This is a genomic window from Bombilactobacillus thymidiniphilus, assembly GCF_023380245.1.
Taxonomy (GTDB): Bacteria; Bacillota; Bacilli; order Lactobacillales; family Lactobacillaceae; genus Bombilactobacillus; species Bombilactobacillus thymidiniphilus.
This window is the reverse complement of record NZ_CP093365.1, coordinates 553,694-572,731: the sequence shown is the minus strand read 5'-3', so window position 1 is coordinate 572,731 and position 19,038 is coordinate 553,694. Positions and strand designations below refer to the sequence as shown.

Here is a 19,038-nt window from a genome sequence, read left to right as displayed (position 1 = left end):
TTAGATAAATGAGCACCTCGTTATTTAAAGGTCGACGATTGAAACGATTATCTAGCAAGAGTATGATGGATTTATCATAAAGTACGAGGTTTAAGCATGGAAATTACAGCAGGGCAATTTATCGACAAAATAACTAATAATGAAGGGCAATTGTTCGCACACGAGCTGCAGCTGAAACCACAACTGGATTCAGCTAAGATTAAAGTGGCTGTGGAACAAATGGTCCAAGAAGTGCAAGAGTCCGTGGATAGTGGCTATTTGACCAGTTCAGAAGCTAAAATTGCGGGTCTGCCCTGTGAAGTGAGTTGTTTTCTACAGACTGGCATTATTAATTTACCTTGGCAAGACATCAATAAAGTGAATCATTTTTTTGATATGCAGGATCAGGCATCTTTGAAATTATATTTAGTTACCGTTGGGGACATGGTTAATGTATCACATTTGCGCATTGATGAAGTCGCTGAGGATGCTAGCGCGGTAGATCCTCAAGCAGTAACTACAATTACAGAGATGATTGTTAATAACTTGGAACAAACCTTAGCCAATCAGCAAAAAGCTCAAGAGGAAGCACAAAATGATAACAAGTAATTTATTGTTGATGTTAATTACAGGGTTATTAGCGGGAATTTTGGGGTCCATTTTAGGCATTGGTGGCGGTATGATTGTCACCCCCATTTTGACGATTGCCATGGGATTAGATATTAAATACGCCATTGGTGCCAGTATTATCGTTGTGATTGCTACGAGTTCAGGTGCTACGATTTCGTTTTTGCGTGATGACATGTTGAATTTGCGTGTGGCGATGTTTTTAGAAATTGCGACAACAATTGGTGCCGTGACAGGTGCGGCTTTAAATGGCTGGATACCTAAACCAGTATTATATGTGTTATTTAGTCTGTTGTTATTGCAATCTTGTTATAACATGGTCAAAAAATTGTTGAATAAACCTGCTACAGCTGAACAAGCAGTCGTTCAACCGGATTATCTTTCCCAAAAATTGCGTCTTAATAGTAGTTATTACGATAAAGCGCTAAAGCAAAAGGTCGATTATCAAGTGAAAAATGTGCCAGGCGGTTTTTTGATGATGCTAGCAGCCGGGATTGCGAGCGGTTTATTAGGAATTGGCAGTGGAGCTTTCAAAGTAATCGCTATGGATAATATTATGCGTATGCCTTTAAAACCATCGAGTGCTACAAGTAATTTGATGATGGGGGTTACGGCGGCTGCGAGTGCGACGGTGTACTTTTTTAACGGAACGATTTTACCTAATATTGCAGTTCCACTAGCTTTAGGGGTGGTCTTTGGGGCAACTATTGGCAGTCGGATTATGCAACATTTGCATCCTAAAGTTATTCGAATAATCTTTATACCCATTTTGTTGTACTTAGGTTTGCAAATGTTTTTGAAGGGATTCGGGGTCAACATTTGATGAAAAAAGATGAAATGCGCGATATTGAATTATTAATTGGTAAAATTTTACGAATCGGTGTGCTTGTTTCTGTAACTGTCATGATCTTAGGGATTATTTTAATGCTGATTCAGGGGCAAGGCGGTTATGCTACTAAGACATATCCCACGACTTTTGTAGCCATTTTTCAAGGTGTGGTTCAATTAAAGCCGTATGCGGTCATGATGCTGGGCGCATTTTTATTAATTTTGACACCAGTATTGCGTGTGATTGTATCCATTTATGCTTTTTTGAAGGAAAAAGATTATTTATATGTAACCATTACCACCATTGTTTTAATTATTTTGGCTATTGCAATGATTGGCGGATATTTTGCTGGTCATTAAGGATAATTTTTAATTAACTTTAAACTAAAAATAGTCCCCGAATTTTTATTATTCGAGGACTACTTTTTAGTTTTTGATATCTAACTGATTATTTTTCTTCATCACTTTAAGATACCAGATAAAGATAAGTGCATAAATAATAATTGCAACAACAGAAATTAATAATAATTTGAGATCCCAAGTTTTGACTGTTTTGCCAAAAAGAATGGCTAAAAATTTTTCAATCGGGTCAGAGTCAATTGAACTAAACATTTGCCCTTTAGACAGACCTTTTGGGAAATTACCCATAGAAATAGAAGTAGTAGTGATAAATTTAGAGATAGCAGTTGCTCCCCACAGATATAGTGGAACTAAAATTGTTCCAATAATGGTCATTCGAATGACTCGCCCGCGCGTCACTAATAATAAAGCTGGTGTTAACACTGTCAATATAATGCCACCTAATGGTAAAACTTTGTTACCCGGTAAAACCATGGCAATGATTAACATGATCGGTGCCAAGATGTTAGCAACAGCCCAGATTTCAGCCCGCGAAGCTAAGATCGGCCAATCGATGGCGACAAAAAGTTTTCGTCCTCGTAAACGCGAACTCATAAATTGTTGAATACCACCTGATAAGGGTTCAATCGCCGGTCCAAACCAGTCGCCAACTGTTCCAAATAGTTCTAAAGCGACACCTGCAGTAAATGCTAACGAACAAATATTAGCAGCATTTTGCTTGCCTAATAAGCCGATGAAGATACCTAAATAAGCACCAATAGCAAACTTGCTACCCCAAAAACCGATTTTTTCGTTTAAAGTGTCAGCGTTAAAATCAAATTTATCTACAAAAGGAATCAACCAATCAATTAATTTATTAACAATCATGGCTGTAGGCATGATTAGTAATGATGGATGGGCAGTTGTCGTAATATTATTATCATCGTATTTAAGCAAATAATTGATAGTAGGTTTAATTGCATCTGCATTGAAAAGCATCAACATTACAATGACGACAACAAATATGGAAGTGATCCACAGATTATTGCCTGAATAATGGTGAATTAACAGTCCTAATATTGAAACATTCCAAATATTGAACAGATCCACGTTTAAAGTATTGGTACATTTCAAAAAAAGCATCACCAAATTGGTTAAGATTTCTAGAAAAGCAAAATAAAGTGTGTATACAGAACCCCAAGTGATCACAGCTAGCGGTGCCCAACCTAAGTCAGTGATCGTTAGATTGACACCAGTTGATTTAACGAAAGCATTCAACGCTGGTCCAAAAGAAGTCGTTAATAACGAGATGACCGCACTCATTCCGGTTAAAGCTGTGGCCATTCGCAGACCACCTTCGACCGCTTTGGAGAATTTCACACGAAAACATAGTGACAGTAGCGTGATAATGAAGAACATCATCGCCGCCCCGCCTAAACCGATAAAGAAGTTAAAACCACCGCGAATTGTATCAAGCATGACATTACTCCTGTTCTTTAAAATTAAATGTAACCGATTACGTAAAATTAAGAACATTTAAAATATAGCGTTTTCTTTCAAGGAAAGCAAGGACTAATCCGTGTTTGACAAATAAAAATGAAAACGTTATATTTATTTTCACGTAACCGATTACGAAAATACTGAGGATTATCCATGACTACGTTAAAAGATATTGCCCATTTAGCGGGTGTTTCCACGGCGACGGTTTCGCGCGTGATGAATGGTAAGGGGGAAGCGAGCCCACAAACAATTCAAAAGATTCAAAAAATTATTCAACAAGTTAATTATCACCCTAATCGGACAGCTAAAATGTTATCCGCACAAAAGTCGAATTTAATTGCTTTATTGATTCCTAATCTTCGTAATCCGTTTTTTAGTGAATTGGTACAACAAATTGAGCAAGCGGCTAATCGCCAAGGTTATCAAATTTATTTATGTAACAGTGAAGATAATCGCCAAAAGGTTGAATATTATTTAGAGACAATGCAAGATAATTATGTTGCCGGTGCAATTATTGATTCATTGTTTGTTGAGCAAATGGATTTAGATCAATTAGAGCAGCGTCACATTCCTACAGTTACTATTGATCGGACGCATTTAAAGCATCCTTATGCGGCTTTAAATGTTGATCATTTGCAAGGTGAATATTTAGCAACCAAAAGTATTTTGCAACACCAAAAACAAGCACAGTTAGTGTTTTTGTCGGGTCCGGTGGGCGAGCAAAGTTCTCAAGACCGCTATCAGGGTTATTTGAAAGCTATCCAAGAATTTGGTGCGACGTCTTTAGGTATTTTGTATGGCGATTTTACTTACGAAAGCGGTTATCAACAAATGACTCAATTTTTGCAGCAACATACTGATTTACAAGGGGTTGTGTGCTCAAATGATGCGATGGCTGTCGGAGCACTGCGGGCATGTCAGGATCACCAATTAAGAATTCCGCAAGACTTGCAATTAGTGGGTTATGATAATACACGCTTAGGCAAGTTTACTAATCCGCGCTTGAGCACGGTTCAACAATTTGGGATAAATTATTTTGACTTGATTATAGATGAATTAACGAAACAACAAAAACAACAATATTGGTTAACGCCGCAATTTATTGCGCGAGAATCAACTTATGGAGGAAAAAATGACTAAAAAAATTGCACCATCTTTAATGTGCACAGATTTGGGTAATGTAGCTCGTGATATACAAGATCTAGATGCTGCAGGCGTTGATTACTATCATATTGATATCATGGATGGTAGTTTTGTACCGAATTTTACATTGGGACCAGATTTTACCAAAGCGGTGCGAAAATTAACTGATAAACCGCTAGATATTCATACTATGGTTAACCAGCCTGAACGGTTTGTTGATTTGTTTAAACAAGCGGGGGCAGATATGATGTCCATTCATGCAGAAGCGACTAATAATTTGCAGGGTACGCTAACGCAAATTAAAGCCAGTGGGATGCAAGCTGGGGTAGCAATTAATCCTGCGACACCGTTAAATGTCTTGGATTATGTCTTACCAGTAGCGGATTATGTCGTGTTGATGACGGTTAATCCAGGTTTTGCAGGTCAAAAATTCATTCCCGAAATGTATCAAAAAATTGCGCAATTAAAGCAAAAAATTACTGATTTACATTTGCCAACTAAAATCGAGGTGGATGGTAATTTAGGCGCTCAAACAATTCCTCAGTGTGTTGAAACTGGTGCAGACTGGTTTGTTGGCGGAACTAGTTCAATTTATCACGCCGGCGCATCATTAGCCGATAATGTAGCGCAAACACGACAATGGTTGGAGGTTAAATAAATGAAATATGATGTGGCAGTTTTAGGCAGTATCAACGTCGATATTAAAGCTCAAATTAGTCAGTATCCTGAATATGGTGCAACGGCAACAGCTAAAAGTGTTGTGACGTTACCAGGAGGCAAGGGTGCTAATCAAGCAGTTGGTGTTGCACGTTTAGGTGGCAAGCTGGCTTTTATGGGTTCGGTAGGTCAAGATGCCAGTGGTCAACAAATGTTACAAAATTTAACCGATTTTGGCATTGACACCCAATATATCAAACAAAGCCAAGATGCAGGTACTGGCAGTTTTATCGTGTGGCTGGATGACGATGGTGAAAATACGATGGTCGGTACACTGGGGGCGAATGCCAGTTTAACAGCAATGGATATTGAAAAAGCTATGCAAGAAATTGAAGCACCTGTTTTGTTGCTGCAGATGGAAACTAGTCGCGAATCAATTATGGCAGCTCTTGAACAAGCACGGCAAAAGGGTATGTTTGTTATCTTAGACCCTGCTCCTGCCGATAATTATTTTGAAGAAGCGCTACAGTACGCTGATTGTGTCACACCTAATATGCAAGAAACTCAAAAAATTAGTGGTGTGAAAGTTACCGATCAAGAAAGTGCTTTGCAGGCGGCGAAGATTATTGCTGCTAAAGGCGTACCTAATGTCATTGTCAAAATGGGCAGTCAAGGTAATTTAGTTTATCAAAACGGTCAAGTTGATTATGTGGCATCCCATAAGGTTAAAGCGGTAGACACTTTGGGTGCCGGTGATACTTTTGCAGCGGGTTTAGCAGTCAGTTATGCGAAAAAGCAAGACTTGTTGGCAGCAGTAGAATACGGTAATAAAGCAGCAGCCATTAAGGTCAGTCGCACTGGTGGGCAAAAGTCAATGCCAACAGATGCAGAAATGAAATAAATTTAGAATCCATTAGATAAGATAGTCCACTAGCTTGAAAGTAATCTAGTGGATTTTTTTATGGCAAAATTGGCGGTTGTCAAAATTCAATTTAAGAATATAATTAAAAAATAATTAGTTAATTAATTTTGCCATGGATGGGGGAAGATACATGAAATACACAATAGTTGGTGCGGGTGCAATGGGTTTACGATATGGGATTTTGTTGCAGTATAATGCTGGTGTGCCAGTGGATTATGTAGAACCGACACAAGCTAGTTTAGAGAAAATTCGTGCGCAAGGCAATCAAGTTTTTAAAGCGCGGGATCATAAAGATCGTCATGCGCTGGATATTAATATTTATGCGCCCGAAGAATATGCTGGCGATCCCGATATGTGGATTTTTTTTATGAAGCAAATGCAGTTGCCAGACGCATTAAAGCGGTTGGCGCCTAAGTTTAAATCACATCAAAGTGCCTTGGGTGCGATGAATGGAATGGGACATATTGAGCAATTACAAAAGTATTTTGCGGATGATAAAATTATCGGCGGTACTGCGATGATCGCCACGCTACTAAATGACTATGGCGACGTGGATTTTATGGGTGTCGAAGGGGCAGGTTCCAGTGTTTATGCTAATTTAACAGGACAACCATCAGCCACTTTGGATGAGATGTTGCGTGATTTTCAAGCGGCTCACTTGAATCCATCACAATCAACGAACTTTATGGGCACCTTACTGACAAAAGTGTTCTTCAATTCAGTGGAAAATTCTGTAGCCACGATGTTTCAATCACGCATGGGTGAATTAATGGCTTACGATCAGTTTTTGGCAGGAATTGCTCGGCCGTTAATTAACGAGGCCTACGATGCTGCCGAGGCTGTGGGATATCAATTACTAGAAACGCGTGATGAGATGATCCAGCAAGTCGATTATGTCTCGACTGTTGCTAATCCATTACATTTTCCGTCGATGTATCAAGATTTTGTGAAAGGGCGGCCGACAGAAGTTGACTATATTAATGGTTGGATTGCTGATCTGGCTGATCGCGTTGGTACAAAGGCATCTACACAGCGAATGGTGACTCATTTGGTACATTTGGCTGAAGCGATGCGTGAATATCATCCGCCTGTTAATCAATTAATAGCAGATAAATAATTTTTAGCAAAGACTGAGTAATGTTAAAAGACAACTCGGTCTTTTTTTGCTCAAATTTAAGCATATTTGTCAGCCCAAATGTTCATATCTGTAAATATACACTTCAAACTCTTCCCTTTTTCAGTCAAATTATATGTACTTTGTTGAGATAAGGAACTTGTTTTAATGATTATATTTTCTTTGCATTAATCTGAAGATATGTTTGCTATTTATCAATATGATTTTATCTTATGTAAATTAAAAAGCTCCATTTCAATGCAATATAGAAATGGAGCTTTTTTAGTTATTATCGCGCCCGATGTCATAATCGCTATTTTTCATTGAAGCAACTTTACCTAATAAATAACCATTGCCGACTTGCGAGAAGAAGTCATGATTATTGGTTTCAGTAGAAATACCATTCATCACAATGGGATTAACATTTTCAGCGATACCATCTGCAAATAACGGGGATTGCCCCAAGTTCATGAGCGCTTTATTAGCATTGTAACGCAAGAAGCGATTTACATCTTCAGCCCAACCGATTTCTTCATATAATTCAGTCGTATATTTTTCTTCATTATTATAGAGTTGATAAAGTAAATCATACATCCAATCTTGGAATTTTGCTTGTTGGTCAGCAGAAAGTTCTTTAAAACCAAGCTGAAACTTATAGCCGATATAAGTTCCATGGACCGATTCATCGCGAATAATCAATTTAATTATTTCAGCAACATTAGTTAATTTGTTATTTCCCAGGTAATAAAGTGGTGTATAGAAACCAGAATAGAATAGAAAAGTTTCCAAAAAGACTGAAGCAACCTTCTTTTCCAAAGGTTTGTGTGATTGATAGATTTCATTAACGATTTGGGCTTTTTTCTGTAAATATGGATTATGATCGACCCAGTCAAAAATCTCATTAATTTCTTCGGTTGTATTGAGCGTACTAAAAATAGAAGAATAACTTTTGGCGTGAACGGATTCCATAAATTGAATATTATTGAAGACTGCGACTTCCTTGGGGTTGCGAGCGTCATCGCGCAAAACGTCAGCACCATCTTGGGATTGCAACGTATCTAATAAGGTCAAACCACCAAAAACGTGGCTCACTAGGGTATGCTCTTGTGCACTTAAACTACGCCAATCATCGCGATCGTTAGATAATGGGATGCGAGTATCTAGCCAAAATTGTTCAGTGAGTTTTTCCCATGTAGCCTTATCAATTTGATCTTCAACTTGATTCCAATTAATTGCTTTATAGTAAGTCTCTGCCATTTCATCCGATCCTTTTCTTTAAATTGAACAACTTTCGCATTCATTAACGCCAACTTCATCAGCATCATCTGTAAAGGTACGTACATAATATAATGATTTAATACCTTTATAATAAGCATAATTACGCAAAATTGTTAAATCACGGGTAGTTTGTTTGCCTTCTTCATCTGCTGTTTTCCATTCATACATATTTTCTGGAATAGAAGATCGTAAAAATAAAGTTAAACTCATGCCTTGGTCAACGTGCTGTTGTGCGGCAGCATAGGTGTCAATAACGCGGCGCATATCAGTATCATAAGCCGATTTATAATAGGGAATAGTTTCATTTGACATCTTAGGTGCCGGAAAATATAATTTGCCATTCTTTTTTTCTTGGCGCTCTTCGACCAGCCACGTAATAGGTTGCAGGCTGGCACTAGTGTCATTGATATAAGAAATGGAACCCGTGGGAGCAACTGCGAGCCGATTCTGATTATACAAACCGGTAGCTTGGACTTTGTGCTGCAATAATTCCCAATCTGCAGGCTGTGGAATAAAGATATTGTTAAATAACTCTTGCACGCGGGGATTTTTTGGTGCGAAACTTTGCTGGGTATATTTGGTGAAATAACTGCCATCAGCATACTTAGATTGTTTGAAGTTGTGGAAAGTTTGTTTGCGTTCGCGGGCAATCTGATTACTTTCAACTAAGGTCCAGTAATTCAAAAGCATGAAGTAAACGCTAGTAAATTCGAGTGCTTCCGATGAGCCATACTCAATTTGTTGAGTAGCTAAAAAAGTGTGCAACCCCATCGCCCCCAAGCCAATTGCATGACTTAAATCATTGCCATGTTTGATAGTTGGGACAGTATCAATGTGGGAATGATCCGAGACAAAAGTAAGTGCGCGAGTCATTGCTCTAACCGATTTTCCAAAATCAGGACTTTGCATTAAATTAGGAATGTTAGTCGATCCCAGATTACAGCTTACATCAGTGCCTAATTTTTGATATTCTTGTTGATTATTTAAAATTGAAGGTTCCTGAATTTGTTGGATTTCTGAACATAAATTGCTCATGATAATTTTACCGGCAATCGGATTGCTTTGATTAACAGTGTCAATATTCAAAATATACGGATAACCGGATTCTTGTTGCAAACGACTGATTTCCAGCTCCAAATCGCGAGCTTGAATTGGATATTTGGTGATTTGTGAGTTATGCACTAAATTATCATATTCTTGCGTAATATCTACATAAGAGAAGGGCTTTTGATACTCGCGTTCTACGTCGTATGGACTGAATAAATACATGATCGCGTCTTGGCGAACCAATTCATAATATTTATCCGGAACAATTAGTCCTAAAGATAAAGTTTTCACACGGATTTTTTCATCAGCATTTTCTTTTTTGGCAGACAAAAAATCAAGCACATCTGGATGAAAGACGTTCAAATAAACTGCTCCTGCACCTTGGCGTTGTCCTAATTGATTGCTGTAACTAAAACTATCTTCCAATAGTTTCATAACTGGTAAAACACCACTGGAAGCTCCCTTTATCCCTTTGATTGGCGCGCCAGCTTCGCGCAAATTAGACAGTGTAATGCCAACGCCACCACCGATGCGTGACAATTGTAAAGCACTATTAATAGTACGACCAATGGAATTCATATCGTCGCTAACTTGCAACAAAAAGCAAGATACTAATTCACCGCGATGTTTGCGACCAGCATTCAAAAACGATGGCGTTGCCGGTTGATAGCGTTGATGGATCATTTCCCAAGCTAGTTGCTGGGTCAGTTTTTCATCACCATTACCAAAATATAGCGCGTTTAATAAGATGCGAATTTCATAATTTTCTAAATAATAGGCACCGTCATTGGTTTTTAACGCATATTGATTATAAAATTTATAAGCTGCCATAAATGATTTGAACTGAAAATGTTGATCTTGCAACTGTTGATATAACTTTGCGATAAATGTTTCATTATATTGTTGTAAAACATCTGCTTCCAGATAGTCAGCTTGCACCAAATCATACAAATGCTGGATGATATCGGGGGCAATTTTGGTATTGGGAATAACATTTTCCTTGAAAAAAGCTGCTAAAGCTTCTTGGTCGCGTTGCAATGGAATTGTGTTGTTGACAGGAATATTTAACTCGTTATTTAATTTGAAATAATGAATTTTAGAGATATCAATGGATTTTAGACTCAATTGCTTGCACTGCTTTCTTGAAATTTTGAACATCGCTCGGTGTACCGTTGAATTCAAAATCAAAAATAACCGATACTGCTAGACCTCTAGCGATATCTTTAGCGGTGTGAATATACAGATCATTAAAATTACGGTTGCCACCGCCAGCAACGCCTTTTAACCAGTGAGCATTGTTTTGATAACCGAGAAAATCAATTACAGCATCCATCATATAGTCGTCATACGATGGCACAATTAAGATATACGGTGCATTCATGGCTATCAATGGATTAGCATCGTCGATTTCAGTGGCGGGTAGACCAGTTTTTTGCACAAAACGTTGAGTTTGCCCCGTGACCGAGTAAAAAGCAATGTTCATCACAACACCAGTTCTTTCAATTGATCCGGCCGAAATCCGACAATTGCCTCTTTAGAAGGCACAAAAACTACTGGCAAACTTTGAAACCCCTTTTGTTTCAAAAAATCAACATACTCAGGTTGTTCGTTAACGTTATATTCTTCAAAATTGATATTATTTTGTGCTAAAAATTTTTTAGTCATTTTACATTGGATACACCCATTTTTGGTAAAAACTTGAATAGTTGCTTTCATTTAGATCCCCTCCTAATAATTATTTTTAATTATAAGACCGTATGTTCGCAAACACAACATATAGTGATCATTTAAAATTCACAATACCTTATAGTGTGGTCAAGACCGGGAAAAGCATGCTCAATAAATTACAATTTGAGCATTTTAGGCTGATTTATTGTAAAGTAAAATTAGAATTATATGCAGATAGCACAATTCAAGGCATTAAGTTATAATATAAAAAAATAAAGACTTAATTGGGAATTCGGAGTGTAGCAAAGATGGCGTTTAATTGGAATTGGCTGGGTATTGTAGTTTGGCTATTGGTAGTTTTAATTGTGATCGGGCTGATTTTGGATGTTCGACGTCGGCATTTGAAGCGGATTATGTCACAAAAAGAACAACCGACATTAGGTAATGTTTTCTTGGATATTGCGGAATTTTTAGTGGCTTTGGCAGTTGTTTTAGGTATGTTTTATGTTACTTTTTTAGATCATGTTGACGTTAAAGATACTAATCAAATACGCTTGAGCTACGAAGTTAAGCCATTGGTGATGCAGACGCAGGCAACACAAGGCTTTTACGTTCAAGCTCGGGAATCCAAAGATAAAGATATGGTGCAATATTATAAATATTGGACGGAAGGTGCTAAATATAGTGTTCCGGGCAACAACGCTTCTATTTCAGAAAGTACGCAACCAACAACTTTAAATGCTAAAAATTATCCTTGGCCAGATACTAAAAAGTATGACAAAAAATATCAAAAAGCTTATGTAATTACAATGGTGGCGCGTTATCGTAATAATTGGCGTAATGGTTTGGGGATTAATGCTGGCAGTGTTGCCACTGATTATACGTTGATCCGCGTTCCTTCAGACACATTTGTAAAGATTGTTAAATAAAAAAACGCTACTCTGTTTGTTGTCAGAGTGGCGCTTTTTATTGGAAATACTATTTTATTTGCCAACCTTGGTAAGAGAATCGGCGGCGACCACAATTTTTTGGTTTAATTCAGCAACATTATCAGCATCTTGCTGGTCGTAATCCGTAATCGCTAATAAAACAGAATTAGTGTAAATTTTTTCGACAGTACCTACAAAAGGATATTCGAGATCTTCCGTTACACGTCCTCTAAGTTGGTCACCGATCTTAATACTACTAAGTTTCACTTCAGTCTTCACTCCTTTGGCAAAGCTTTCATTATAATAATGTATAATAAATAATTTTACAATCAATTTGGAGAAGTATAGTGAAAAAGATTATTATTTTGACTGGTGCTAGTGGCACCGGCAAAACTACAGTCAGTCATTATTTGACAAATAAATATGATATTCCTGCAGTGATCACGCACACCACGCGTCAACAACGTAGTGGTGAGCAAGATGGCGTAGACTATTATTTTGAAACGCCTGCTAGTTTCCAGCTAAATAGCTATTTAGAGCAAGTCAATTATGATGGCCATTTTTACGGCTCGTCGATTGAAGGCATCCAGCGTGCGTGGCAAAAAGCGGATTTGGTTAGTATAGTTTTGGATACCAAAGGAGCCAAAACTTATGTGCAACATTTTGGACAGCAAGCAGTAGTTTTATTTTTGACGTTGACACCTGCAGTTTTGCAACGACGATTATATGCGCGAGGTGACCAACGTAACCTGATTCAACAGCGCTTGCGAAGTGTGGAGTTTCAGCGGGATTTACAAGTTCCAGCAGCTTTAAAATATGTTGCTCAAGTATTGGTGAATGATGACTGGAACCAGCTGCAACGGCAATTAGACGCAATAATTAAACGTTTGCAATAAAGTAAATAGATTTTGTAATTGTTTGTTTGTTTGTTTGTAACATTCTTGCAACATAACAAGTGTACTATTCTCATTGTCGAGTTATTAAAAATGCTTCATCACGAAATAGCTCACACTTATCAATAATAAATAATTTTGAATGAACAAACGGAGGACGAATAATCAATGATTTCTAAAAAACATTTAATTAGTTTAGTCGCAGCGAGTTTCATCGGTATTTCAGCAGCAACGGTTTCTCAGCAAAACACAGAAACAACGGCACATGCTGCTAACGTTGGTCAAGGCATAACGGTTGATGTTTATGGTTCTTCTATTGGTTTACGGACAGCTCCTAACGATGGTGCTTCATTAACGGGACAATATGTGCCAGATGGTAGTTCTTGGGCTGTTGCTGGTGTCAGTGATGATGGTCAATGGTATAACCTAGGAAATAATGATTGGATTAAAGCTTCCTATGTTAAAGACATGGTTGATAATTCCCGTTCAGCTCAAGCTCAAAAATTAATTGATGCCGCTAAAGCTCAATACGGCAAGCCTTATTCTTGGGGTGCTAAAGGACCAAATGCATTTGATTGTTCTGGTTTGATGAATTATGTATTCAAACAAGCTTTAGGTAAGGATATTGGCGGTTATACAGTAGCACAAGAAAGTGCTGGCCAAAAGATTTCTTTGAATGACTTACAACCTGGCGACTTAGTATTCTGGGGTGGACAAGGTTCTTCATATCATGTGGCTTTATATGCTGGTAACAACCAATACATTGATGCACCAGCTCCTGGTCAAACAGTTGGCATGCGTTCAATTTCCGGCTACTTCTACCCATCATTCGGTGTACGTGTTTTAAATTAATAATTAAACAATAAAGTAATAAACAATAAAGTCAGCGTTGCTTAATGCTGGCTTTTTTATTGATCTAAGGGGTTATTTATGGAACTGAAAGTGCAAAAGTTAGTATTGACGGAGGATTTGGCAGTCACCAAAATTTTAAATTGGTTAAGGCAGCAAGATGGTCCTGTTTTGGCTTGGGAAAATCCGGATCAAAGTACGCGTTTATTTGCCAGCCAAATTGCTTTGCAACCGATGACGGAGCAAATAACTTTTGCCGCGGTGAGTCAATGGCTTGATACAGTGCGTTCCCAATTGCAATTAACAGGAGCTAGCCAATGGCAAGATGTGCATGTGGTAGGCGGGTTTTTATTTGATATGCAAGATCTTCGCTTGCAAAATTGGGGAGCATTAAGTTCTGGCTTGATCTTTATTCCCAAAATTTTGCTAAGTTATCATGCCAATAAGTGGCAATTGATTGTTGTTAGTGCGCAAACTGTTGATCTGGAAAACTTGCTTACCCAGATCAAACAACAATCTGCTTTGAAAACAGCAGCGACTGAGTTATTTGCTTATCATGAAGTTATGCCTCGAAAGTGGGCGGCTAGTGTAGAAAAAATAGTTCAACAAATTCAGCAACAAAAAGTCAATAAAGTAGTGTTAGCGCGAACGGCAGAAGGACAATTAGGTTCTTATTGCCCAGAAAATATTTGGCTGCAGTTGCAAAAGCAGCATCCCAATGCTTATCATATATTATTGCGAGCAAAAAATGCTGCGCTACTTAGTGCAACTCCTGAAAGATTAGTCAAATTTGCAAATGGGCAAGTTTTGACTGGTGCAGTAGCAGGCACAACGACTAAAATTAATGATGCAAAGATTGACCACAAGCGTGCGCAAGCTTTATTGCAGGATCCTAAAAATTTGGGCGAACATCAATTAGTTGTGCAAGGTATTACAACTGCTTTGCAGCAATTAAATTTGCAAGTGCAACATCCTAAGCAGCCTCAAATTTTGGCAACGGCTAATTTGCAACATTTGTTTACGCCTATTCAAGCTCATGGTCGATTTGATCCGCTGCAAATTCTGGCAAAATTGCACCCGACACCAGCCTTGGGGGGTGACCCTAAGCAAACAGCACTAACTTTGATTTGCCAAGAAGAATTACAAGGACGTGGCTTATTCGGTGCGCCTATCGGATATTTAACTTTAGCGCAAACTGGCGAGTGGGCAGTTAATATTAGAAGTGGTTTGTTGAAAGAGCAAACACTAACTTTATGGGCAGGGGCAGGCATTGTGGCTGACTCTGATCCGACCAGTGAATTACAAGAAACGAGTAATAAATTAAAGTCGCTATTGCTGGCTTTTAATGTGAAGGATTGAAAATAGCATGACAAATAATAATGGACAAGAATATTTAACCAAACAATTACGCCCTTTTTTAACAGCTTTTCTAGTAGCAGGCGTACAAAACGTCGTTTTATCACCGGGATCACGTTCTACGCCAATCGCGATTTTATTGGGACAATTAGAAGATCAAGGGCGCTTGCATTTGTACGTGAATATTGATGAGCGCTCAGCTGGTTTTTTTGCGTTAGGTTTGGCGAAAACTACTGGTCAACCCGTTTTATTAGTCTGCACTTCTGGCACAGCTGCAGCTAACTATTATCCAGCAATTTGTGAAGCCCAATCTAGCAACGTTCCTTTGGTTGTTTTAACAACTGATCGTCCGCCGGAGTTGCAAGAAATTGGTACTCCACAAACTTTAGCACAAGATTATTTGTATGGTCAGCAAGTGAAAAGCTTTTATCGTTTGCCTGTTCCAGCAGTTGCTTTGACAGATGTCGAAAGGAATTATTTTACTTATATAGCACAAAAAAGTGTTTATGAAGCGTTGAATTTCCCTAGTGGACCGGTGCATCTCAACTTGCCATTACGAAAACCTTTATTACCGCAAGTGGCGAAAAATTCGGTATCGGATTCAGATTTGGCGTGCAAGCCGTTGATTGCGCCTAATACCAATCAACCGGATGAAAAGGTGATCCAGCAATTATTTCAGTTGTTAAATGGCAAAAAAGGGTTATTGATGGCTGGGCCAAGTGTTTGCCAGCGAGCGGATGTGGCAGCTATCGTTGATTTTGCCCAACAGGCGCAGTGGCCATTGGTGGCTGATCCATTGAGCAATATTCGAGGGGTAGATTCAGCAATCACAAGCGGCGACTGGATTTTTAAAAATTGGGATAATTTGCCAGCCAGTTATCGTCCTGAAGTAGTTCTTCGTTTCGGAGCAACGCCGGTTTCAGCAGCCACAGCCTCGTGGTTAGCGACAAGTGATGTACCCATTATTTATTTAGATGCCAACCGCAGTTTGCTAGATCACACTTTAAGCACTACCTTAGCGCTCGCGCATACGCCTAGAACTGTGTTGCCGCAGTTAGACATTAAGCCAGTAGCATCAGACTGGATACAGCAATGGCAACAATTAGACGCCGTTATTCAAGCAACGCTGACTAACGGCTTGTGTGGAGTCCAATTAAACGAGCCATTGGTGGCAAGGACATTGGCACAATGTTTACCAGCCAAATCAGCCTTATTTGTCAGCAATTCGATGCCGATTCGTGAAATCGATGACTATTTCAATCCACAGCAACCACTGAAAATTTTTGCTAATCGTGGGGCTAATGGGATTGACGGAATTAATTCGACTGCTTTAGCCATGGCTAGCCAGCACCAACCAGCTTATTTGTATATCGGCGATTTGGCGTTTTTTCATGATTTAACTGGGTTAATGATGGGTAAGCAATACAACTTAAATTTGACGATCATTGTGCAAAATAATAACGGTGGGGGAATTTTTTCTTTCTTGCCACAAGCTACTGAAAAAACGCAATTTGAAAAAGTTTTTGGCACACCGTTGAATATTGATATAGCTGCTATCGCACAACTTTACCAAGCTGATTATATGAAAGTTACGACAGTTCAGAATCTTAAAAAAGCGCTGGCTACAATGCCTGATGGATTACGTATTATTGAAATACCCACAAGCAGAGAAGATTTAGTTTCAGGTGAACAAGTTTTAGCTAAGGAAATAACTAAGCGGGTACAGGATTTGACGCATGAAAATTAAAGTTAATCAAGTTGATTATTATGTAAAAGTGAGTGGTCGAGGTCAACCAACTTGGCTTTTGTTGCATGGTTTTATGGGCAGTCAGCAAGATTTCGCCACGGTGGCTGCGCATCTGCCAGGTACCATAATTTCGGTGGACTTGTTGGGACACGGGCAAAGTACGCCGGTTGATGCACCAGAATGTTATACTATGCCAGTCCAAGCCGAAGATTTGCGACAATTATTATTACAATTATCAATAACGCAACCAATTAATTTAGTTGGCTATTCTATGGGTGGACGTTTGGCACTATATTTTGCGTTGCAGTATCCTCAAATGTTGGCGCACTTATTTTTGGAAAGTTGTACTGCGGGAATAGCTGATCCTAAAGAGCGTGCTCAACGGCGAGCACACGATCAACAGCAGGCTCAACAGTTATTGCAAGCTCCGTTAGTGGAGTTTGTTGATGCGTGGGAACAATTGCCATTATTTAAATCCCAACGTAATTTGGATCCTGCAATTCAGCAACAGATTCGCCAACAGCGCTTAGCGCAAGATCCCAGAGCTTTAGCTGCTAGTTTGTTAGGTATGGGAACTGGTTCAATGCCTAATTTATGGCCGCGATTAGCCAATTTAGCAATTCCAACAACTTTAATTACTGGTGCTAAAGATCCTAAATTTCACAATTTGGCGCAGAAAATGGCCAGTTTATTGCCCAATAATCAATGGAAGGAAGTGCCAACAGCGGGGCACAATGTTCATGCCGAACAACCGACAGCTTACGTGCGCATTTTAAGGGAGTCGATTTAATGAAGTTAGTCGCATTAAAATTATTGCCGATCACCCTGCAATTAAAGCGACCGTTTGTATCCGCCCATGAAGTGGTGCAAAAACGCTCATTAACGTTAGTGGCGGTGCAAAATGAGCAAGGTTTGTGGGGATATGGCGAATTAGATGCGTTTGCCACGCCTTTTTATACTGCTGATACGCAAGCTATTGCTCAAGACATCCTTGAAAACTATTTGTGGCCATTGGTCAAAGAACAATCATTTCAGCATCCTAGTGAATTGTATGCTTTGTTGGCTGCAGTTCGTGATCATCAGCCTGCTAAATCTGCTCTAGATATGGCCATTTGGGATTTGTACGCTAAAGAGCAACAGCAACCTTTGGCACAAGCATTGGCTCAAAGTGTTGCTAGCTCGTGGCGCAAAGAAGTAGCTGTCGGGATTAGCATTGGTTTGCAAGAGCCATCAGCGATGCTGTCAGCAGTCCAGGCAGCGCAAAAAGCCGGTTATCAGCGTATCAAATTAAAAGTAAATGGCAACCAAGATTTGCGACGCATTCAGCAGTTACAGCTACAAAAATTACAGACATTAGTCACTGTTGACGCCAATGGCAGTATGCAAGCTGATACTAATCTAGCAGCACAAATTGATGCTTTAGCTCTGGGTTTTATCGAAGATCCGTTTAGTGTTCAAGAGGGAATTGCTAGCCAAAATTTGCAACAGCAACTACAAACAAAAATTTGTTTTGATGAACCGATTGATAGTGTGAATCATGCGGTGATGGCGGTCCAGTTGCAGCAATGTCGCGTGATTAGTTTGAAATTAGCAACAATTGGCGGCTTGACGCCTGCTTTGCAGCTTGTTCAAGCACATCGCCAGTATCACTTTCCTTTGTGGTGTGGTGGGATGTTAGAAGGTGGCATTGGTCGGGCAGCTAATTTAGCTTTAGCAAGTTTAACCGAATTTAGTTACCCAGCTGATTTATCAGCGACAGATCATTATTATTACGCTGATTATACGTCCGCCTTGCATTTAAAAAATGGCCAGTTACAGGTGCCACAAGGTGATGGCATTGGGATGCAAATTAATCCTGAGTACTTAAAATTGTTGGCACAACAACCGAAAGTTGATTAAAAAAGTTATTTGCTCAATTACATGAGTAAATAACTTTTTTGTTTTGTGATTTATCTATAGTATATTAATAGAACTAATTAAAGATATTTTTAAGTGGCGACTATTATCGTTATTTTTTCTGATTTATGAACGTTTGCGCCATTGTGGAAAATTAATTTGGTATTTTATTGTATGAAAACAACGTTTAAAATAAGACAATAAAAGAAAATCTTGGATAAATTAATTTTAATAATTCATGAATCTGATTCGTGATTGCTCAAATC

Annotated in this window: 21 protein-coding genes; 14 read left to right on the top strand and 7 right to left on the bottom strand. The window is 38.8% G+C overall.

The window, feature by feature from the left end:
• Nucleotides 1-96: 96 nt before the first annotated feature.
• The 3 genes from MOO47_RS03100 to MOO47_RS03090 are packed head-to-tail and all read left to right on the top strand — an operon-like array spanning nucleotide 97 to nucleotide 1,794.
• Nucleotides 97-588 (top strand): hypothetical protein, encoded by a 492-nt coding sequence (locus MOO47_RS03100; RefSeq protein ID WP_249513338.1) that lies wholly within the window; start codon nucleotides 97-99, stop codon nucleotides 586-588.
• A complete protein-coding gene (locus MOO47_RS03095) occupies nucleotides 575-1,429 on the top strand; it encodes a sulfite exporter TauE/SafE family protein (protein WP_249513337.1) in 855 nt (284 codons plus the stop codon). The genes MOO47_RS03100 and MOO47_RS03095 overlap by 14 nt, the downstream gene beginning before the upstream one ends.
• A complete protein-coding gene (locus MOO47_RS03090) occupies nucleotides 1,429-1,794 on the top strand; it encodes a DUF1634 domain-containing protein (protein WP_249513336.1) in 366 nt (121 codons plus the stop codon). The genes MOO47_RS03095 and MOO47_RS03090 overlap by 1 nt, the downstream gene beginning before the upstream one ends.
• Nucleotides 1,795-1,860: 66 nt before the next feature.
• Here MOO47_RS03090 and MOO47_RS03085 read toward each other — a convergent pair whose 3' ends face one another.
• Nucleotides 1,861-3,252, bottom strand: coding sequence for a PTS transporter subunit IIC (locus MOO47_RS03085; RefSeq protein ID WP_249513335.1), 1,392 nt, complete (start codon nucleotides 3,250-3,252; stop codon nucleotides 1,861-1,863).
• Between the two features lie 174 nt (nucleotides 3,253-3,426).
• Between MOO47_RS03085 and MOO47_RS03080 the strand changes: the two genes are divergently transcribed.
• From MOO47_RS03080 to MOO47_RS03065, 4 genes are all read left to right on the top strand, one after another.
• Entirely contained in the window at nucleotides 3,427-4,413 is a 987-nt protein-coding gene (locus tag MOO47_RS03080) for a LacI family DNA-binding transcriptional regulator (RefSeq protein ID WP_249513334.1), read from the top strand.
• Nucleotides 4,406-5,074: a ribulose-phosphate 3-epimerase gene (gene rpe, locus MOO47_RS03075; RefSeq protein WP_249513333.1), complete on the top strand. Its 669-nt coding sequence runs from the start codon at nucleotides 4,406-4,408 to the stop codon at nucleotides 5,072-5,074. The genes MOO47_RS03080 and rpe overlap by 8 nt, the downstream gene beginning before the upstream one ends.
• Nucleotides 5,075-5,974, top strand: a complete 900-nt coding sequence (locus tag MOO47_RS03070; RefSeq protein ID WP_249513332.1) for a ribokinase — start codon at nucleotides 5,075-5,077, stop codon at nucleotides 5,972-5,974.
• A 151-nt stretch (nucleotides 5,975-6,125) separates the two neighbouring features.
• Complete coding sequence (locus tag MOO47_RS03065; RefSeq protein ID WP_249513331.1) at nucleotides 6,126-7,112, top strand: ketopantoate reductase family protein; 987 nt, start codon at nucleotides 6,126-6,128, stop codon at nucleotides 7,110-7,112.
• A 56-nt stretch (nucleotides 7,113-7,168) separates the two neighbouring features.
• On the opposite strand, the gene MOO47_RS07755 is transcribed toward MOO47_RS03065, so the two are convergent.
• From MOO47_RS07755 to nrdH, 5 genes are all read right to left on the bottom strand, one after another.
• Nucleotides 7,169-7,279, bottom strand: coding sequence for a winged helix-turn-helix transcriptional regulator (locus MOO47_RS07755; protein ID WP_396022061.1), 111 nt, complete (start codon nucleotides 7,277-7,279; stop codon nucleotides 7,169-7,171).
• 112 nt (nucleotides 7,280-7,391) lie between these two features.
• Complete coding sequence (gene nrdF / locus MOO47_RS03060) at nucleotides 7,392-8,366, bottom strand: class 1b ribonucleoside-diphosphate reductase subunit beta (protein WP_249513330.1); 975 nt, start codon at nucleotides 8,364-8,366, stop codon at nucleotides 7,392-7,394.
• Nucleotides 8,367-8,384: 18 nt separating this feature from the next.
• Nucleotides 8,385-10,559, bottom strand: a complete 2,175-nt coding sequence (gene nrdE, locus MOO47_RS03055) for a class 1b ribonucleoside-diphosphate reductase subunit alpha (protein ID WP_249513329.1) — start codon at nucleotides 10,557-10,559, stop codon at nucleotides 8,385-8,387.
• Entirely contained in the window at nucleotides 10,540-10,917 is a 378-nt protein-coding gene (gene nrdI, locus MOO47_RS03050; RefSeq protein WP_249513529.1) for a class Ib ribonucleoside-diphosphate reductase assembly flavoprotein NrdI, read from the bottom strand. Before nrdI ends, nrdE begins: the two co-directional genes overlap by 20 nt.
• On the bottom strand, nucleotides 10,917-11,150 hold the full coding sequence (nrdH, locus tag MOO47_RS03045) for a glutaredoxin-like protein NrdH (RefSeq protein ID WP_249513328.1): 234 nt from the start codon (nucleotides 11,148-11,150) through the stop codon (nucleotides 10,917-10,919). The genes nrdI and nrdH overlap by 1 nt, the downstream gene beginning before the upstream one ends.
• Nucleotides 11,151-11,410: 260 nt before the next feature.
• Here nrdH and MOO47_RS03040 point away from each other — a divergent pair, with 260 nt between their 5' ends.
• Complete coding sequence (locus MOO47_RS03040; protein WP_249513327.1) at nucleotides 11,411-12,031, top strand: LVIS_2131 family protein; 621 nt, start codon at nucleotides 11,411-11,413, stop codon at nucleotides 12,029-12,031.
• Between the two features lie 54 nt (nucleotides 12,032-12,085).
• Here MOO47_RS03040 and MOO47_RS03035 read toward each other — a convergent pair whose 3' ends face one another.
• Complete coding sequence (locus tag MOO47_RS03035; RefSeq protein WP_249513326.1) at nucleotides 12,086-12,298, bottom strand: DUF2187 domain-containing protein; 213 nt, start codon at nucleotides 12,296-12,298, stop codon at nucleotides 12,086-12,088.
• A gap of 77 nt (nucleotides 12,299-12,375) precedes the next feature.
• Here MOO47_RS03035 and MOO47_RS03030 point away from each other — a divergent pair, with 77 nt between their 5' ends.
• The 6 genes from MOO47_RS03030 to menC all read left to right on the top strand — a co-directional run bounded on the left by MOO47_RS03030 (nucleotide 12,376) and on the right by menC (nucleotide 18,775).
• Entirely contained in the window at nucleotides 12,376-12,927 is a 552-nt protein-coding gene (locus tag MOO47_RS03030) for a guanylate kinase (RefSeq protein WP_249513528.1), read from the top strand.
• 165 nt (nucleotides 12,928-13,092) lie between these two features.
• Complete coding sequence (locus tag MOO47_RS03025; RefSeq protein WP_249513325.1) at nucleotides 13,093-13,776, top strand: C40 family peptidase; 684 nt, start codon at nucleotides 13,093-13,095, stop codon at nucleotides 13,774-13,776.
• 78 nt (nucleotides 13,777-13,854) lie between these two features.
• On the top strand, nucleotides 13,855-15,132 hold the full coding sequence (locus MOO47_RS03020) for an isochorismate synthase (RefSeq protein ID WP_249513324.1): 1,278 nt from the start codon (nucleotides 13,855-13,857) through the stop codon (nucleotides 15,130-15,132).
• 7 nt (nucleotides 15,133-15,139) lie between these two features.
• The gene (menD, locus tag MOO47_RS03015; RefSeq protein WP_249513323.1) at nucleotides 15,140-16,876 is read left to right on the top strand and encodes a 2-succinyl-5-enolpyruvyl-6-hydroxy-3-cyclohexene-1-carboxylic-acid synthase; all 1,737 of its coding nucleotides are present in this window, start codon (nucleotides 15,140-15,142) and stop codon (nucleotides 16,874-16,876) included.
• Nucleotides 16,866-17,666, top strand: a complete 801-nt coding sequence (menH, locus tag MOO47_RS03010) for a 2-succinyl-6-hydroxy-2,4-cyclohexadiene-1-carboxylate synthase (RefSeq protein WP_249513322.1) — start codon at nucleotides 16,866-16,868, stop codon at nucleotides 17,664-17,666. The genes menD and menH overlap by 11 nt, the downstream gene beginning before the upstream one ends.
• Nucleotides 17,666-18,775 carry an o-succinylbenzoate synthase gene (gene menC / locus MOO47_RS03005; RefSeq protein WP_249513321.1) on the top strand — a complete coding sequence of 370 codons (1,110 nt, stop codon included), beginning with the start codon at nucleotides 17,666-17,668 and terminating at the stop codon, nucleotides 18,773-18,775. Before menH ends, menC begins: the two co-directional genes overlap by 1 nt.
• The last annotated feature ends 263 nt before the right edge of the window (nucleotides 18,776-19,038 follow it).